Genomic DNA, 16,455 nt, shown 5'->3' with positions numbered 1-16,455 from the left:
GCGCGATCGATGAGGCATTGGTTTCCCGCGGGGAACCAATGCCATTCATTGTGTCGCCTCGGGAAATAGGATGCGCCGCGCATTGTCGCGGCGCATCGCGCATTGGGACGCTGCAAGACTTCCGCTTTTTCCTCGCAGTCAACGCTGTTTTGCCGGTTGGCGATTGACCCGCATCCCCGCAAAAACGAAGATCTCTCTGGACGATACACGTGCAGGGGCACATAGGCGGGAACGGATGGATCTGTCATCGCGCGACCGCGATGGGTTGGCCGGCCGGCTACGAATCGGTGCATTGGAAAGCACCGCGTCGACGCGATTGCCGCCGCTCGTCGCCGACTACCACGCTCGCTGGCCGCGAGTCGAACTCGAGATATCGCTCGGTACATCGGCTTCGCTGACGGACGGCGTACACGACGGCCGAATAGACTGTGCATTCGTCGCCCGTCCCGAACCGGCATCGACTGTCTCCTCGAACGAGACATGCCGCGAAGCGGGTGCGAACGACGGTCTCGCCGCGACGTACGCCTACACTGAGGAATTGCTGCTCGTGCTTCCGCCAAGCCACCCTCATGTCCGCGCGGTCGATGACCTGACAATCGCGGCGATAGCCGTCTTTGCCGAGGGATGTACGTATCGGCGCGTGCTCGAGCGCTGGCTCGCGTCAACCGCTGGCGATAATGCACATGCACGGCATTGGGACGTCGTCGAGCAGACCTCTTATCATGGAATCCTGACCTCCGTGGCGGCGGGTTGCTGTATTGCGTTATGCCCGCGCTCAGTACTCGAGGCGCAGCAGACGATGCCCTATGTTCGAACGCATTCGCTCGGAATGGTCGATACTTTCCTGATCGCCCGCGAAGGGTTCATGAGTGCGGCTTATGTCGAGTTCGTGCACGCCCTTCGGCGCACGGGCCACGCTTTTCGGCCAAGATATCGACGCCCGGCGGTATCGGCTGAATCGGAAGCAAACGTTCGTCCGCGGTACACCACGTCCTATCTGAATCCGGATAAAGGGGAAGCGAATGAATAGCGTTAGCGGCAACCAAAGACAAAAAGCCTTGTTGAGCTTGCTCGGCGTCGACAAGCCGATTATTCAAGCGCCAATGGCGGGCGTCAACACGCCGGCGCTGACGGCTGCGGTCTCGAACACTGGCGCGCTGGGCTCATATGGCGTGGGCGCGATGAACGCCGATAACGCGCGCAAGACCATCCGCGAAATCCGAGCGCTCACGAGCAAACCGTTCAACATCAATGTCTTCTGCCACCAGCCGGCGACGGCGGACGATGCGGTCGAGCGTCAGTGGATCTCATGGCTCTCGCCGCATTTCGCGCGATTCGGCGCCACACCACCTGCGAAGCTGAACGAGATCTACAAGAGCTTTCTCGTCGACGAGGACATGTTCAACGTCTTTCTCGAAGAAAAACCGCCTATTGTCAGCTTCCATTTCGGATTGCCTTCGCGCAGCGCGATCGACGCGCTCAAAGGTGCCGGCATTCGGCTTTTGGCCTCGGCAACGAACGTCGGCGAAGCTGAGCAGGTCGTGGCCGCGGGCGTCGATGCGATCGTCGCGCAGGGAATCGAGGCCGGCGGACATCGCGGCGCGTTCGATCCACGACAGGACGAAGAGCTCGGCATATTCGCACTGACGCGGCTCTTCGCATCGAAGTTCGATCTGCCGGTCATCGCCGCGGGTGGGATCATGGACGGCGCGGGGATCGCAGCGGTGTTCGCGCTGGGCGCCGCGGCGGCTCAGCTCGGTACCGCCTTCGTCGCATGCCCGGAAACCTCGATCGACGATGGTTACCGGCGTGCTTTGCTCGGAGACGACGCGCGTCGCACGACATTTACCGAGGCCATTTCCGGTCGTCGAGCGCGAAGCATCGTGAACAAGTTCACCGAACTCGGTGCCGATGCCGAGGCGCCGCAGGTCCCGGCTTACCCCATCACCTATGACATTGGCAAGGCGCTCCATGCTGCCGCGAAGGCGAAGGGCGAATTCGGATACGGTGCGCAATGGGCAGGGCAAGCCGCCGCGCTTGCACGAGATTTGCCTGCGGCGGAACTCGTCGCGCAACTGGAGGAGGAGTTCAAGGCCGCCGTTAGCGGGCTTTGCGACCGATGCGCTATCTGAAAGCGTGAAACGGTCGCCGCAGCCGGTCGCATGGCGAGCGCACCGTGTCCCTCTATCGCTGCCGTAGGCGGCCGGCACTGGAAACGATGCCGGGGGGGCTCGTTCCTTGCATCGGCGGGAACACACGGTGGTGTAGCATTAGCAGCGATGCTTGCGATGTGTTCCACTTCCCCGAGGGGCAAAGCATGGACGTGACCGACCTCAAGGTATTCGAAGCCGTGGCGAGGCATGGCAGCATGAACCGCGCTGCCGCCGAACTGCATACCGTGCAGTCGAATGTCACGGCGAGGATCCGGTCGCTCGAGCGTGAGATCGGCGTGGCCTTGTTTCAGCGGCATGTACGCGGGGTGAGCCTGACGCCGGCCGGCGAGCGGATGCTGCCGTACGCCGCGCGCATCGCGAAGCTCGTGGCCGACGCAAAGCTGGCGGCGCTCGACGACGGCGCGCCGGGTGGCACGCTCACGCTCGGAACGCTCGAGACGACGGCAGCGCTTCGGTTGGCCCCCGTTCTCAGCAGCTTTGCTCGCATGTATCCGCAAGTTCGCCTCTCGCTGACCACGGGCACGAGTTGCAGCTTGACGGCGGACGTGGCCGATTGCCGTCTCGACGCCGCATTTGTGGCGGGGCCGGTCGATCATCCCGATCTTCACTGCGAAACGGTTTTCCGCGAAGAATTGGTGCTCGTCACTGCGCGCGCGATTCGCTCACGCGAAGCGCTCAACGCGATCGGTGAACTCAAGACGATCGTCTTCCGACTCGGCTGCTCCTATCGTCAGCGGCTCGATGAACTGCTCGCCGACATGGGCATCGTGACGGCGACGCCGCTCGAATTCGGCTCGCTCGATGCGATCGTCGCCTGCGTGGCGGCGGGTATCGGCGTTACCCTGTTGCCGAGGGGCGTGGTGTCGGCTGCTGCCGATCAGAATCTGGTAACCATCCACACTGTGCCGCCGGAAATCGCCGACGTCGAAACGCTGTTCATCCGCCGACACGATGCGTACGTATCGAGCGCGATGCGCTCGTTCGTCGACACTGCCCGTTCACAGCTCGGACCCGTCATAGCCGCGGCTTGAGTATTACGGTTCAGGCAGGAACGACATCGAACTCTATCCTGATGCCACCAGGCTCGTAGATCATCGTGTGGCGCTTCAGTCCTTTGCGGAGCAGTTCGGGCGCGAATTCGACGATGACACCCCGACGGGTATCGCGCTTTGTGATACCCCTATCTGAACAAACCGCCAGCGTGCCATGCAAACGTTGCTAAAGTTGGTACTAGTCAACGAGGCAACAATCGGCATGCTCTGGAATAGGGCGGGGCGCGGAACCTGATCATGGATGTCGTGCGCAGCATGAAGATTTTCATCGCGGTCGCGGAATCGGGCAGCTTCACGGCGGCCGCGCTCGAACTCGACGCGAGCACAGGATATGTCTCGCGCACGATTTCGGAGCTCGAGTCGCGCCTGCGCACAAGGCTGCTGAACCGGACGACGCGCCGCATCGCGCTGACCGAGGCGGGTGAACGCTATTTGAATCGTTGCCGCGCCATTCTCGCTTCGATTGACGAAGCTGAAGCGGAGGCATCCGAGGCACATGCGAAGCCATCGGGCACGCTGCGACTGCATGCGATGTCGAGCATCGGACAGAACTTCGTCATGCCCGCCATCGCCGCCTACCAGCAGCGCTATCCCGAAGTGACGATCGAGCTCACGTTAACGCAGAACGTACCGGACTTGCTCGAGGACGGGTATGACGTTGCGCTGCGCGTGTCGCTCGATACGCTGCCCGATTCAAACTACATTTCCCATGAGCTCGGGTCGGCTCAAGGCATCCTCTGCGCCGCTCCGCAGTACCTTGCGGCGCGCGGCACGCCGCAGACGGTCGAGGATCTATCGCGGCATACTTGTTTGCAGGTGGCGTTGCCGTCTGTCTTCCCCGCCGATCACTGGCGACTTGTCGGGCCCGACGGCGAACGCCTCTTTCGTTTGCCCGACCATCGATTCAAAGTGAACGTTCCCGACGCGATGGCCGTTGCGTTGCAAGAAGGGATGGGCATCGGCGCATTGCCGGTGTTCGTGGCCCGTGCGTTCCTTCGTAGCGGATCGCTCGTCAGGGTCCTGCCTGAGTGCCATTTGCAGACGCTCAATATCTATGCGGTGTATGCATCGCGCCAATACGTCGACGCGAAGATTAAAACGTGGATCGAATTCCTCCGAGCGTGGAGCGGTGATGTGCTTCGCACCAATGAGCTCGCGTGGGCCGCTCATGCGCGGCCTCGTCCGCAAGAGACCGCTGCCGCGACGAACAATGCTACGGCCGCGACGACGAGCGGTTGATCGAACGAGTGCGTGTGCGCCACGAGTCGATCCGACAACAGCGGGCCGACGATTTGCCCGAGCCCGTAGGCGGCTGTGAGGGTGGCCATCAGATTGAACTTCACCGCATGAGCGACGCGCTTCGCCGCGGGCATGACGACGGTCACGGTGCCGACGAACGTGCCGCCGACGAGCACGGCGCTACCGAGGAATGCGAACGCCGAGTGATCGAGAACAGGCAGGATGACGCCGGCGGCTTGCACGGCCAGGTTGGCGGCCAAGGTGGTGCGGCTGCCCCAGCGATGATGGAGCCAGTGCCAAAGGAAGCACGACGGAACGGCGGCCAAGCCGAACGCTGCCCAGATGTGGACGGGATTGACCTGGGGCAGGGCGTTTCTGACGAGTAGCGGCAGATAAGTTGCCGTGACGATGTAGCCGAGGCCGGCGAGACCATAAATGGCGATTAAGGCCCGAGGGGCGATGACCGCATCATTCGTGCTCGAAGCGCCTCCTGCTCCTTCATCTCCTTCGGAGTACGAACGAACGTTGCGTGCCACCGCCGGCCAAGCAATAGCGGAGAGAATTGCCGATGCGGCGGCAAGAAGAAGCCAAAGCGCCGCGGTCCATAGCCCTCCCGCATGACCGAACGCAATCAGTTCGGCCGAAATGGCAATGCCCGTCCCCACGCCCGAATAGAGGATGGGCGCGCCGTGATGGTGTCCGACCACATGGAACAGCCATACCGATACGGCAACGAGCGCGAGTGCGCTCATGGCGCCCGCGATGAACCTTGCGCCGATGATGAGCGCAATCGACGGATGCAGCGCAAGGGTGGCCAGGCAAACGACTGTTCCAATAGTGGCGAATTGACAGAGGCGCACCGCATGCCGATGATCGATCCGGCTGACGGCGAGTGCGCCGAGCAGATAGCCGGCGTAGTTCGCGGACGCCGCGAGCGAGCCCCCCGACACGGTCATGGCCGCTTCCTTCACCATCAGCGGGTACATGCCCGTGAACGAGAAACGGCCGAATCCCATTCCGACGGCAAGAATCAATGCGCCGGCAATCGACTCCAGTACGGGAGCGCCGCGCGCTCGTACTAATGCGTTTTCCATTTGCGTCCACCCACCCATCTTCCAATCGAACGGCTCGTCACGTCGAGCCTTCAGTTCGTTCAATATTGGTTCGTGGATAGGCGAACGACAATCGCCGGCCGGTAAACACTCTTTTTCCCGCCGGCGATCATGCGGTCCTCCGTCAGTCGTCCTCTTTATACCGCGCGTCGAGACTATCGAAGAGGGGTTTCTGAACGAGACGCTGGCGCTCTTTGAACGGCGCGACGATGGCCGGGTCTTCATCCACGCGTCCCCGCTCGCGCAGCACGCCGAGCGACTGTTGCATGCCGCGCACGGCACCCTGTAGAGCTGCATTCGCGTAGAGCACCAATCCATAACGGAGCGCGGCGAGCGCGTCGCGATCCTGGACGGGCGTCTTGCCGCCGATGACGATATTGATGAGCAACGGCTTCTCGAAGAGACCCGGCAACCGCTCGATATCGGCGCGCGTCTCCATCGCCTCGATGAAGAGCACGTCCGCACCCGCTTCGACGAAGCGATGCGCGCGGTCGATAGCCGCGTCGATTCCATGCGCCGCCGCGGCATCGGTGCGGGCGACGATCAGGAAGTTGTCGTCGGTGCGCGCATCGACGGCGGCGCGTATCTTGCCGACCATTTCCCCGGCGCTGACGACTTCCTTGCCGGAGAAGTGGCCGCATTTCTTGGGCATGACCTGATCTTCGATCTGAATGGCATCGACACCGACGCGCTCGAGCGTACGCACCGCTTGGCGAACGTTGAGCGCGTTGCCGAAGCCGGTATCGGCATCGACGATGAGCGGCAGCTCGACGGCATCGCGAACGCGCGCCGCGTGTTCGGCGATATCGGTGAGGCCGATGAAACCGAGGTCGGGAAGCCCGAACGACATGTTGGTGACGCCGGCACCCGTCAGATAGACGGCGCCGAAACCCATATCCTCGATGAGACGCGCGCTCATGGCGTTGAACGCGCCGGGTACGAGCAGGCCTTGCTTCTTGCCGATCTCGGCGCGAAAGCGTTCTCTACGGGAGGCAGCGGATGAGCTCATGGAGTAATCCTCGTGTGTGGGACGACGGCGCGGACGCAATCGTCAAGGAATGCGAAATAGCGTACAGGCCGAACTCGTCAGTATCGACCGCCTGCGCGAAACGTCGGGCACCCAGGCTTCGAGTGCTTCAAACGATGAAGCATAATCGATCAGCTCCTCGTGCTGCGTGTGGGGCCAGTCGCTGCCCCAGACGAGCCGTTGCTCGCCGAACGCATCGAGCAAGCGCTCGGTAAGCGCTTTGCCGAGCGCCAGGCCATCGCTGCCCGACGCACTGCGGTAGGCCGCGGACAGCTTGACCCAAACGCGGCCCGAATCGGCCGTCGAAAGCAGATAACGGAAGCCGGGGTCGGCGGCGCCGGCGTGCGGGTCGGGGCGGCCGAAATGATCGACGACGACCGTGCACCCTTGCGACAGCAGCGCATCGACGACGACCTGCAAATCGGCCGCCTGCCGATGCACTTCGACGTGCCAGCGCAACGCGTTCACGCGGGCAAGAAGGCGAGGCCATGCACCCGTCCGCAGGTCGGGCAGCGACAGACCGATGAGATTGAGCCGGATGCCGACCACGCCGCACTGATCGAGCGCCTGGAGCTCATGCTCGGAGATATCGACATCGACGACCGCCACGCCGCGAAAGCGCCGCGGATAGCGTTTCGTCGCGGCAAGCAGGAAGGAGTTATCGGTCCCGAGGAAACTCGGCTGCACGAGCACGCCATGGGAGACGCCGTTCGATTTCAAATGCGCGACATAGGCATCGAGCGTGGCATCGTAATCGGGCGCATGGCGCCGAACCGCGGCGAGCGGCAGACCGCGCGTAAAGACGTGAGCATGCGAATCGACGGCCGTGATGTCAGGCGCGCGGTGCTCCAGCCAATCCGCATGGTGCTGAATGGACGGGGCAGCCGTCTCCGTGTCGCGGGCTGCGTTGACGTCGAGATCGTTCATGACGCGTAGTGAGCAAAAAAATGGACGATGCACTTATCCGCGCGCGGCAGGCGCGGGGTCCGCCGACGATGAAGACCCGCCGCGCGCGGCCGATGCGGTTGCCGCATCGATTCGCCGGCCGCGCGTCTCGGGCAGCAGCAAGGCAGCGATGACGACGAGACCATAGGCCACGCCCGCGTCGATGCCGATCGCGGCGCCGAGTGGCATCGAACCACTCATATGTCCGATCAGCACAGGAAAGCCTGCCGATACGATCCGCCCGAAGTTATAGCAGAAGCCGACGCCCGTCCCTCGGACGCCCTGTGGATAAAGCTCGTTGAAGAGCGCGCCGAGCGTGGCCGGGATGCCCGCGGAGAAAAGGCCGAGCGGAAAGCTCAGGATGAGCATCGCCGTATCGCCGATCGGCAGGAACACATAGAGGTTGACGGTCACGACGCAGCAAAGCGCGAAGAAAATCACGTTGAGGCGCCGGCCGATGCGATCCTGCAGCCACGCGCTGACGAAGCATCCGGTGATGAAGGCGACGATGACGACGGCGAGATAGCCGCCTGTTCCGAGCACAGACAGATGGCGCTCGGTCTTGAGGTACGTCGGCAGCCACGTCGTGATCGCGTGGTAGCCGCCGTGCGCACCGAGACCGATGACACCTCCCACGAGGGTCGTGCGGACGACGGAGCGATCGAAGATGCCCGCCGCGATGGCGAAGACGCCAGGCTTTTTTCCGGGCTGCGCCGAAGTTGCTTTCGGACGCGGCGGCTCCTCGACGTTACGGCGCAAATAGAGCACCAGTAGCGCGGGCAGCAGGCCGAGCGCGAAGACGACACGCCATGCCCATTGCGGCGATACCCACGAGAAGACGATCGTATAGAGCAGCACGGCGCCGCCCCACCCGAAGCCCCAGGCGCTTTGCACGACGCCCATCGCCTTGCCGCGATGCCTGGCGTTGATCGTTTCGCTGAGCAGCACGGCGCCCGCTGTCCATTCGCCGCCGAATCCAAGGCCCTGCAGCGCCTTCAGCGCGAGAAGCTGCTCGAAGTTTTGCGCGAATGCGCTCAGAAAAGTGAAGAGCGAGAACCAGACGACCGTCAGTTGAAGCGCGCGGACGCGGCCGATGCGATCCGACAGAATCCCCCCGAGCAGTCCGCCCAGCGATCCGGCCACGAGCGTCGCGCCGCCTATGAGCCCTGCCTGCCCCTTGCTGATGCCCCATGTCGCGAGCAACGCAGAGATGACGAGGCTGAAAACCTGCGTATCGATTGCGTCGAGCGCCCAGCCGGAGAAGCAACTCCATAGCGTGCGTCGTTCGGACTGCGAAATATCTCCATACCACTGCATCAATGTCTCCCGTTTTTATCGCGTGCAATGGGTGGAAAGAGGCGCTCGCCCACGACACGATCGAAACAGATTCTAAAAAGCATTGCAGTAGCGCGATACTATGAAACTGTTGATCTTTCATCACAGAATGATATGGAATCCACGCGGAACCTTCGCTACTTTCTGGCCGTTGCCGATGCCGGCAGCGTGACGGGCGCGGCTGAAGTGCTCGGCATCGCACAGCCGGCGCTCAGCCAGGCGATCACGAGGATGGAGCGTGAACTGGGCGTGAAGCTGTTTCAGCGCACACGCCGCGGAGCCACCCTGACGGCGGCGGGCGAGGCCATCGTCGACGATATCCGGCTCAGCGTCTCGCGCATCGAGGCCGCGCAAACGCGTGCTCGCGATATCGGCACGCAGCATGGCGGCAGGCTCGCGATCGGATTCGTCTCGGCGGCGCTCTTCGAAGTGCTGCCGGCCGCGATCGGTGCCTTGCGCAAGGACGCGCCGAACGTGAAGCTGTCTCTGCGAGAAATGAGCAACGCGGAGCAGGCAAGCGCGCTCGAAAAAGGTGAGATTGACCTTGGGCTGCTTCATACCCCGGTGACCGTCGGCGGCAAGATGCACGAAAAGTTGATCGCGAGCGAGCCGCTTCTCGCCGTCGTTCACGAATCTTTTCCGGTGGCCGACGACGGCAAGGTCAGCCTGGCCGAGCTTGCGGACATCGGGTTGGTCTGGTTTCCGCAAGACCAGCTTCCCGGCATTCGCGCCGGGATACTGAGCGCCTTCAGGAAGGCGGGCCGCGAAGCCACCATCGTCCAGGACGCCAATCGCTCCTTGACGGTGCTTGCGTGCGTCGCGGCGGGCTGCGGCGCGTCGCTTCTGCCCCATTCGACGAAGACGCTGCAGTTCGCGGGCGTGCGTCTCTGCGAGGTGCGCGACGGGGAGTACTTGCCGCCGTTCGAGCTGAGCGCAATCTGGCCGCAACGCTCGCGGCCGACGCTCGCGGACAGATTCGCTTCGTTGCTGGGCGACACGGTCAGTCGTCCACGCGCGGCCGCTCGCAAAAAGGCATAGTTCGACTACGCTCGCGCCGACGTCAAGCTCGGCCGCGTCCCCAGGTCATGCTGGCGAAGACCCCGTCACGGCGAATCAGGCCGTGCAACAGTGCAGCGGCGAGATGCAGCAGGACCGTCGCGAACAAGGCAAACGCGAGCCCTGTGTGAAGTGCGCGCAGCAGCGCATAGAGACGCGTGTCATGCGGGAGAATCGGTGGCAGATGAAACGCGCCGAACATCGTCACGGGGTATCCGCCTGCCGACAGCATGCCCCAGCCGATCAAGGGCATCGCGGCCATGAGCAGGTAGAGCACGAGGTGCGAAGCCTTGGCGGCGAACCGCTGCGCGGCGGGCATATCGTCAGGCAGCGGCGGGCTGCCGCGCGTGACGCGCACGAACGTACGAATGATCAGGAGTGCTAAAAGCGCGATGCCGAGCGGACGATGGATGGCGATCAGCGTCTCATGCGCTCTCGAAACGGTCGTGACCATCGCGATGCCGATGAAGAGCATCGACAAAATCATGGCCGCCATCAGCCAATGAAGCAGCCTTTGCAAAACGCTGAAGTGGATATGAGGGCGGTGGGTGCTCATGAGGGATTGGCCTTGTGCGTGTCGCTGTGCAGCGCGGGATTCAGCGCTTCTTCGTGCGTGCGTCGCTGATAGGAAAGGGCGTAAGCGGCGGATCGCGCGGCGAGCAGCGGATCGTTCGCCGGCTCGATGCCTGCCGGCACGATCGTCGGGTCGAAGTTGACGTCGCGGCACGCGCCGCTCTCTTGCGATGAGGCGCGTTCGACCACGAGCGTGCCGGCGTCGACTTGCGGGCGATCGGCCGGCCAGGGTTTCGTCGCGTCGTCGATCGGATCGCCCGGCGCGGCCAGTGTCAGGATCAGGTGCCAGCGCAGAGGGCCCGTCAGCAGCCGGTCGTACAGCTCGGACGCGAGGTACGCCGACTCGCCTTTTTCAGCGGCGGTCAACGGGGTATAGGGCAATTCCGGCTGCATCGACCAACGTACCGCATTGCGCTTTCCCGCCGCGCCGACGAGGTAAAACGCGTTGACGCTGTAGTAAGCGCCGTTCGCGAAGCTCGACGAAGGTGGATGCTGCTTGATCCAGGTCATGAAGGCTTGCGCTTCGGGATTGGCCGAGTAGAAGGCCTTCAGCTTCGCCGGATCGGGTTTGCCCGTCGCGGGATCAGGACGCGAAGCGACGAGCTGCTGGTAAAACTGCGCTGGGGTATGCACGGGGAAGAGCGGCACCGAGTTCATCCCCGTACGCCATTGCTGGCCGTCTTGCTCGTTGAAGAGCAACGCCATGCTGCGAATCGGCACGCTGTTATCGGGCGCCTCGGGATTGGTGCCGGGAATCGCGAAGCGCCCGATGACAGGCGTGCGTCCCTGCGCGAACACGGCCGCCTTCGAAAATGCGCTCGCACGACCGTTGCTCTGGAAGTAGCCTTCGATGCACAAGCCCTTGGCATGGTTGCGGCGAAAGCCCGCATGCACGCCGCCGTTCCGTTCGAAAGTATCGATGAGTTTGGTCGTCGTGAGACGCGACGGCGTCAGCCAGCCCGCCGTATAGGCGAAGCCGCTCGCAAGCAGGGCGACGACGACGCCGATCGCCGATAGGCGGCACGGCACGCAAATGCGTCCGGGCGGCGAGGAGAAAGGTGCGGTCACGGGTGCTCCTTGATGGGGATTCTTTCGGGGAGAACACCGTTGGAAGTCGGTTATTCCAGCAATCGGCGGATTTCATGCCGCGCGGGGGCTGGATGGCGTGCGCCGGCTGCGTGAGCCGAGGTTCAAGGGTTGAGCGCTCGCGGGGCGCTTTCTTTGCGCCGCGCGGCTGAGTGGACGAGGCCTGCGAACGATGCCATAATGACCATAACGACCATTATGGTGATTGAAATGATAACAGAAGTGAGCGCAGTGAATTTCCGGCAAAACCTCGGCGATATGCTGACACAGGTGCAATACCGCCACGATAGCATCGTGATCAACAAGGACGGCAAGCCAGTGGCTGCGTTGGTGGATGCCGAGCTGTTTGCACGGATCCGTCGCATGCGCGAGCGCTTCGACGCGCTAAGCGACCGAATCGTGAAGGCCTATTCCGACGTGCCGGTGGAAGAGGGCCTTGCCGAGATCGACGCAGCCGTCGCCAAAGAACGCCGAAGCAAGCGCTGATATGTCGGCGTTGCGAGTGGTGCTCGATACCAACGTACTGGTATCCGGGTTGGCCTATCCCGCCAGTGTGCCGGGACGGATCGTTGGGGCTTGGCGGCAAGGCGGATTGGACGTCGTCTTATCGCGATACATCCTCGATGAAACCGCGCGCGTCTTGCCCCGCCTTTCTCGCATTCAGTTGAGCGCCAGCGATATTCGCGATCTCACTGAGAGCTTGATGTTTCTGGCTGATATCGTCGAACCGGTCGCTGGTCACGAGGTGGCCCTGCGCGATCCGGCAGACCAGCCGGTGCTTGCAACACTGCTGGCATCCCAGGCGGATTACCTGATTACGGGTGACAAGGATCTGCTCGTATTGGGAGAGCGTTATCCGATCGTGTCGCCGGCGGCGTTTTGGGCACGGCACGGAGGATAGGGTCGTCATATCCTGGGGCGAACGATGCCTAGCCTGCACGTGCACCCGCATCTTCAACGACAACCGAGCCGGCCGCCTCTGACCGCCGTGCGGCACGCCGCCATTCTCCCGGGGTCACGCCCATCCATTGCGCGAAGCCGCGCCGAAAAGCCGCGATCGATTGGAAGCCGGCGAGTTCAGCGGCCGCTTCGGTCGTGATCGAGGGATGCTTCAGGGCGTTGGCCGCCAGGCTCATCCTGATATCGGTCAACAGGTCGTGCGCCGAGCGCCCGAGTGCGTCCTCGAAGTGACGGGCGAACGTCGCGCGCGACATATTGCAAAGTTGTGCCAGTTCCGGCAACGTCCAGGGCTTCGCGGGATCGCCGAACATCGCCGTCACGGCCGGCGCGAGGCGTGGGTGTCCGGCCAATGCCAGCAGCCCTTTCGGCGTCTGCTGCAATTCGCTCGCCGCGCGCAGCGTCAATGCAAAGAGGGCCGACGACAGCACATTCAGCATCGCATGGCTGCCGAGCTTCTCTCCCACGGCCTCGACTCTCATCATTCGCACGAGGCTGGCAAGCTGATCGGCGGCCGGCGCGTTCTCCGCGTCACGAACCGCGTTCGGCGTGCGGACGATCAACGTAGTGGGCAGATAGTCGCGAACGAGCCTGTCATGCGGCGGTTCGACGAAGAAGCGACCGCAGAGCATGTCGAGACGCTCGCCCGATCCTGTGTTTTCGTTGACGATGACATTGGCCCCTTCCGTTACGCGAACGGGCGCCGGCGGCCGCGCGCTCCCGTCGTGCAAGACGTGAGCCGAGCCGTGAGGACAGCGACACACAATTGGCCGACATTTCGCTCGCCATTGCACTGATCACATTCACGAATACGTTCAATCGAATCAACGATACAGACGTGGATTTCCCGCCGGTGCGGTAATAGGCGACGAGTGAACGCGCTGCATCATGAGCGCGTTCACGCTCTATTCATCATGGCAGTCTTTTGGGAGTACTAACCAAGCGCCGTCAACGTACCGCGGCGCTTGCTCGGTAGACCGATATTCCCTCCATCGGGTCGGGCTCTTCTTGCCAGGGCGCGAGCTCGAGCATTTGCTTGGTGTCCTCGTAGCCGGCGCTCCAGCGCCGCTCGATCCCGCTCGCCGAAAAATCGATGTCCCTGTTGAGGTCTCCATCGGACCGCGGTGCGTCGAGCTCGACGACTTGCATCGTCGTGTTGCATCCCCAGCCGAGCAACTCTTTCACCTCGGGCGATTCGAGCTGCTCTTGGGGAACATGACGTCCGAGCTCGCGAATCACGTGCCGAAGCCGATGGATCTGCTTTTGCCGCGCGAGATGGCTTTCCGAGCGGCTCGCATACTGGATGTCCCGCTGACGGCTCAGCACCTGCCAGATCGAGTCCGGCTCGGGGCCGTCCGTCGACCACAACTGCACCGCGAAAATGATGGAGCTGCGTCGAGGCTTGTCGTCCAGCACCGCCTCGAGCGGCGTATTCGAATAGATGCCGCCGTCCCAATACGGCTCGCCTTCCAGCCGCACCGACGGGAAGCCGGGCGGGAACGCCGCCGATGCCATGACATGTTCGGGATCCATGGGCGCGTCGCGATTCGTGAAGTAATGCATGCGCCCGCTGCAGACGTTGACGGCACCTACCGTGAGCCTCGTTTTTCGCTCGTTGAGGTACGTGAAATCGACGAGCGAAGTGAGGGTTTCGCGCAACGGCGCGGTCGAGTAAAACGCGGCGTGCTCGACGCCGACGCGCTGGTGAAGGCCAGCCCAGACGTCAAGACGTGGCGTGAAGAACGAGGCGATGCCTTGCGTGACGATCGCGAGATCGCGCGACCAGTTTTCGAAGCCGGGCAGCCAGCCTGGCGTTGAAATGCCGCGCTGGGAGACACCGTCCCAGAACTGCCGCAGCCGCGTGAGCCGGTCTTCGAATGGATTGCCCGCGATGAGAGCACCGTTTATCGCGCCGATCGAGGTGCCGATGATCCAGTCCGGTTCGATTCGCGCGTCGTGCAGTGCTTGGTAGACGCCGGCCTGATAGGCGCCGAGCGCGCCGCCCCCCTGCAAGACGAGCACGACCTGGCCGGGCATCGGCGCGCAGGCGCTGGTGTGGTCCGAAGCCGCTTCGGGGCTCGTGGTCCGCATTCTCGTGCTCATCGTGGGCTCCACTCTCGTGAACGCAACAGCGACAACCAATCATCTTTTAGCGGGAATCGGCGTCGCAGTCAAAGAATTAAAGGCTTCGTTCGTTCGTGCGTGCGGAATCGCCATGGCATGATGCGTGCGGCTGCCCAGGGTAGCTCGAAGACTGTTCGACGGCCCGGGCTTTCGGAGGCTGACGATGGCGAACAAGGCGGGAAACCGACGTGTCGGCACGGCGGCGAAAGACGACGATGCAGCGGCTGCGGCGCAGCAGCCCAAGATTCTGACGCTGAGCGCGGTGACGCTTGCGACGCGCGACATGGCCCGTGCAGTGCGCTTTTACGAAGCGCTTGGCTTCCCGCTCAAGTATGGCGGGCCATCGGAAACCTTCACATCGTTCGAATTCGGCGGTACGTTTTTGAATCTCATCGCCGACGCGCGCGCGCCGGCGGCATGGTGGGGGCGTGTGATCGTCTACGTCTCCGACGTGGATCGCCTTTACCGGAAAGCGCTCGCCGCGGGACTCGAGCCGGAGTTCGCGCCGCTCGACGCGCCGTGGGGCGAGCGATACTTTCATATCGTCGATCCGGACGGCCATGAAATCAGCTTTGCGAGACCGCTTGGCTAGCCGGCCGTCGGCCTCCGCCGTAACGGCGGGTCCGCCCCGGCATGGCTGTAAACGGCGTGGCGGCCGGTCGACGGGAGGCGGAGCGCGCCCGCTCGCAGTAATACGGTTGACACCAGGCGTAACGATAATCACTAGCTTTGCGCCGCCAGCATGGCGGCCGTTGGCGCCTACCGGTTGCCTTGGAGGATACGATGGACAAAGAGGACAGGAAATCCGACGCGGAGCTTGTCGCCGAGCGGCAGCGCCGTTTCGAGGAAGATCTCGTCGATGCCTACGACGAAGAACTCGAAATGGAGGTGGACGACCGCCTCCTCGATGGTTCGTCGGCTTTCACTCCAGAGGCACGCAGCGACCGCAGGCATTATTTCCGCGAGCTCTTCCGCCTGCAGGGCGAGCTGGTGAAGCTGCAGGACTGGATCGTCGCGACCGGCCATCGGCTCGTGGTGATCTTCGAAGGCCGCGACGCGGCGGGCAAGGGCGGTGCGATCAAGCGCATCACGCAGCGGCTCAACCCGCGCGTGTGCCGCGTCGCCGCGCTGCCCGCGCCGAGCAACCGCGAGCGCACGCAATGGTACTTTCAACGATACTCCGCGCACCTGCCCGCCGGCGGTGAGATGGTGCTGTTCGACCGTAGCTGGTACAACCGTGCGGGCGTCGAACGCGTCATGGGCTTTTGCACCGATGAGGAGTACGAAGAATTCTTCCGCTCGGTGCCCGAGTTCGAAAAGATGCTCGTGAGGAGCGGCATCCAGATCCTCAAATACTGGTTCTCGATCACCGACGAGGAGCAGGAGATCCGCTTCCAGGCGCGCATCCACGATCCGCTCAAGCAATGGAAGCTGAGCCCGATGGACCTCGAGAGCCGGCGCCGCTGGGAAGCCTATACGCAGGCGAAAGAGGTGATGCTGCAGCGCTCGCATATTCCCGAGGCGCCCTGGTGGGTCGTGCAGGCGGTCGACAAGAAGCGCGCGCGCCTGAACTGCATTCACCACCTGTTGAGCCAGGTGCCGTACCACGAGGTCGAGCACCCGGTCGTCACGCTGCCCGAGCGCGTGCACAACGAGGATTACATCCGCCAGCCGGTGCCGGCGTCGATGATCGTGCCCGAGATCTACTGAGCCGTTGCCGGCACCGGGGCTCTACTGAGATGGTGCCGGCATAGACGATGTGCTCGAGGCCCACG

At 63.2% G+C, this 16,455-nt stretch carries 16 protein-coding genes and 3 pseudogenes; 10 read left to right on the top strand and 9 right to left on the bottom strand.

What is annotated here, in order from left to right:
• Positions 1-235: 235 nt before the first annotated feature.
• The 3 genes from B0G57_RS00905 (at position 236) to B0G57_RS00895 (ending at position 3,205) form a co-directional block, all read left to right on the top strand.
• Positions 236-1,030 (top strand): LysR substrate-binding domain-containing protein, encoded by a 795-nt coding sequence (locus tag B0G57_RS00905; protein WP_018438675.1) that lies wholly within the window; start codon positions 236-238, stop codon positions 1,028-1,030.
• Positions 1,023-2,132: an NAD(P)H-dependent flavin oxidoreductase gene (locus B0G57_RS00900; RefSeq protein WP_018438674.1), complete on the top strand. Its 1,110-nt coding sequence runs from the start codon at positions 1,023-1,025 to the stop codon at positions 2,130-2,132. Before B0G57_RS00905 ends, B0G57_RS00900 begins: the two co-directional genes overlap by 8 nt.
• A gap of 185 nt (positions 2,133-2,317) precedes the next feature.
• The gene (locus tag B0G57_RS00895) at positions 2,318-3,205 is read left to right on the top strand and encodes a LysR family transcriptional regulator (RefSeq protein WP_018438673.1); all 888 of its coding nucleotides are present in this window, start codon (positions 2,318-2,320) and stop codon (positions 3,203-3,205) included.
• A gap of 10 nt (positions 3,206-3,215) precedes the next feature.
• On the opposite strand, the pseudogene B0G57_RS31535 reads toward B0G57_RS00895, so the two are convergent.
• A pseudogene (locus B0G57_RS31535) lies at positions 3,216-3,326 on the bottom strand (VOC family protein); the annotation flags it as partial.
• A gap of 137 nt (positions 3,327-3,463) precedes the next feature.
• On the opposite strand from B0G57_RS31535, the gene B0G57_RS00885 reads away from it, so the two are divergent.
• Positions 3,464-4,465 (top strand): LysR family transcriptional regulator, encoded by a 1,002-nt coding sequence (locus B0G57_RS00885; protein WP_018438672.1) that lies wholly within the window; start codon positions 3,464-3,466, stop codon positions 4,463-4,465.
• On the opposite strand, the gene B0G57_RS00880 is transcribed toward B0G57_RS00885, so the two are convergent.
• The 4 genes from B0G57_RS00880 to B0G57_RS00865 all read right to left on the bottom strand — a co-directional run bounded on the left by B0G57_RS00880 (position 4,393) and on the right by B0G57_RS00865 (position 8,866).
• On the bottom strand, positions 4,393-5,622 hold the full coding sequence (locus B0G57_RS00880; RefSeq protein WP_223258567.1) for a YbfB/YjiJ family MFS transporter: 1,230 nt from the start codon (positions 5,620-5,622) through the stop codon (positions 4,393-4,395). The genes B0G57_RS00885 and B0G57_RS00880 overlap by 73 nt on opposite strands.
• A 79-nt stretch (positions 5,623-5,701) precedes the next feature.
• Positions 5,702-6,586, bottom strand: a complete 885-nt coding sequence (locus tag B0G57_RS00875) for an isocitrate lyase/PEP mutase family protein (RefSeq protein WP_018438670.1) — start codon at positions 6,584-6,586, stop codon at positions 5,702-5,704.
• Positions 6,587-6,628: 42 nt separating this feature from the next.
• Entirely contained in the window at positions 6,629-7,531 is a 903-nt protein-coding gene (locus B0G57_RS00870) for an amidohydrolase family protein (protein WP_018438669.1), read from the bottom strand.
• 33 nt (positions 7,532-7,564) lie between these two features.
• Positions 7,565-8,866, bottom strand: a complete 1,302-nt coding sequence (locus B0G57_RS00865) for an MFS transporter (protein ID WP_018438668.1) — start codon at positions 8,864-8,866, stop codon at positions 7,565-7,567.
• A 132-nt stretch (positions 8,867-8,998) separates the two neighbouring features.
• Between B0G57_RS00865 and B0G57_RS00860 the strand changes: the two genes are divergently transcribed.
• A complete protein-coding gene (locus B0G57_RS00860) occupies positions 8,999-9,922 on the top strand; it encodes a LysR family transcriptional regulator (protein WP_018438667.1) in 924 nt (307 codons plus the stop codon).
• Between the two features lie 22 nt (positions 9,923-9,944).
• Here B0G57_RS00860 and B0G57_RS00855 read toward each other — a convergent pair whose 3' ends face one another.
• Positions 9,945-10,496, bottom strand: coding sequence for a cytochrome b (locus B0G57_RS00855; RefSeq protein WP_026229291.1), 552 nt, complete (start codon positions 10,494-10,496; stop codon positions 9,945-9,947).
• Positions 10,493-11,581, bottom strand: coding sequence for a catalase family peroxidase (locus B0G57_RS00850; protein ID WP_018438665.1), 1,089 nt, complete (start codon positions 11,579-11,581; stop codon positions 10,493-10,495). The genes B0G57_RS00855 and B0G57_RS00850 overlap by 4 nt, the downstream gene beginning before the upstream one ends.
• A 198-nt stretch (positions 11,582-11,779) precedes the next feature.
• Between B0G57_RS00850 and B0G57_RS00845 the strand changes: the two genes are divergently transcribed.
• Positions 11,780-12,085, top strand: a complete 306-nt coding sequence (locus B0G57_RS00845; RefSeq protein WP_223258568.1) for a type II toxin-antitoxin system Phd/YefM family antitoxin — start codon at positions 11,780-11,782, stop codon at positions 12,083-12,085.
• Between the two features lie 16 nt (positions 12,086-12,101).
• The gene (locus B0G57_RS00840) at positions 12,102-12,500 is read left to right on the top strand and encodes a putative toxin-antitoxin system toxin component, PIN family (protein ID WP_233215958.1); all 399 of its coding nucleotides are present in this window, start codon (positions 12,102-12,104) and stop codon (positions 12,498-12,500) included.
• A gap of 28 nt (positions 12,501-12,528) precedes the next feature.
• Here the strand turns inward: B0G57_RS00840 and B0G57_RS00835 are convergent.
• Positions 12,529-13,308 (bottom strand): annotated as a pseudogene (locus B0G57_RS00835) (helix-turn-helix domain-containing protein); the annotation flags it as partial.
• Positions 13,309-13,310: 2 nt separating this feature from the next.
• Between B0G57_RS00835 and B0G57_RS31530 the strand changes: the two are divergent.
• Positions 13,311-13,418, top strand: a pseudogene (locus tag B0G57_RS31530) (carboxymuconolactone decarboxylase family protein); the annotation flags it as partial.
• An 86-nt stretch (positions 13,419-13,504) separates the two neighbouring features.
• Here the strand turns inward: B0G57_RS31530 and B0G57_RS00825 are convergent.
• On the bottom strand, positions 13,505-14,647 hold the full coding sequence (locus B0G57_RS00825; protein ID WP_020565969.1) for a patatin-like phospholipase family protein: 1,143 nt from the start codon (positions 14,645-14,647) through the stop codon (positions 13,505-13,507).
• 196 nt (positions 14,648-14,843) lie between these two features.
• Here B0G57_RS00825 and B0G57_RS00820 point away from each other — a divergent pair, with 196 nt between their 5' ends.
• Positions 14,844-15,272, top strand: a complete 429-nt coding sequence (locus B0G57_RS00820) for a VOC family protein (protein ID WP_018438659.1) — start codon at positions 14,844-14,846, stop codon at positions 15,270-15,272.
• A 191-nt stretch (positions 15,273-15,463) separates the two neighbouring features.
• Positions 15,464-16,390, top strand: a complete 927-nt coding sequence (ppk2, locus tag B0G57_RS00815) for a polyphosphate kinase 2 (RefSeq protein ID WP_018438658.1) — start codon at positions 15,464-15,466, stop codon at positions 16,388-16,390.
• Positions 16,391-16,455 lie beyond the last annotated feature (65 nt).

The organism is Trinickia symbiotica (genome assembly GCF_002934455.1).
GTDB classification, from domain to species: Bacteria; Pseudomonadota; Gammaproteobacteria; order Burkholderiales; family Burkholderiaceae; genus Trinickia; species Trinickia symbiotica.
The sequence above is the reverse complement of the archived record's forward strand: the minus strand, read 5'-3'. Positions and strand labels throughout refer to the sequence as shown.

Coding starts and splice junctions, on each gene's coding strand:
- B0G57_RS00825 (WP_020565969.1), bottom strand. CDS start 14,647: ATGCGGACCACGAGCCCCGAAGCGGCTTCGGACCACACCAGCGCCTGC.
- B0G57_RS00895 (WP_018438673.1), top strand. CDS start 2,318: ATGGACGTGACCGACCTCAAGGTATTCGAAGCCGTGGCGAGGCATGGC.
- B0G57_RS00855 (WP_026229291.1), bottom strand. CDS start 10,496: ATGAGCACCCACCGCCCTCATATCCACTTCAGCGTTTTGCAAAGGCTG.
- B0G57_RS00865 (WP_018438668.1), bottom strand. CDS start 8,866: ATGCAGTGGTATGGAGATATTTCGCAGTCCGAACGACGCACGCTATGG.
- B0G57_RS00885 (WP_018438672.1), top strand. CDS start 3,464: ATGGATGTCGTGCGCAGCATGAAGATTTTCATCGCGGTCGCGGAATCG.
- B0G57_RS00845 (WP_223258568.1), top strand. CDS start 11,780: ATGACCATAACGACCATTATGGTGATTGAAATGATAACAGAAGTGAGC.
- B0G57_RS00870 (WP_018438669.1), bottom strand. CDS start 7,531: ATGAACGATCTCGACGTCAACGCAGCCCGCGACACGGAGACGGCTGCC.
- B0G57_RS00875 (WP_018438670.1), bottom strand. CDS start 6,586: ATGAGCTCATCCGCTGCCTCCCGTAGAGAACGCTTTCGCGCCGAGATC.
- B0G57_RS00860 (WP_018438667.1), top strand. CDS start 8,999: ATGGAATCCACGCGGAACCTTCGCTACTTTCTGGCCGTTGCCGATGCC.
- ppk2 (WP_018438658.1), top strand. CDS start 15,464: ATGGACAAAGAGGACAGGAAATCCGACGCGGAGCTTGTCGCCGAGCGG.
- B0G57_RS00905 (WP_018438675.1), top strand. CDS start 236: ATGGATCTGTCATCGCGCGACCGCGATGGGTTGGCCGGCCGGCTACGA.
- B0G57_RS00820 (WP_018438659.1), top strand. CDS start 14,844: ATGGCGAACAAGGCGGGAAACCGACGTGTCGGCACGGCGGCGAAAGAC.
- B0G57_RS00900 (WP_018438674.1), top strand. CDS start 1,023: ATGAATAGCGTTAGCGGCAACCAAAGACAAAAAGCCTTGTTGAGCTTG.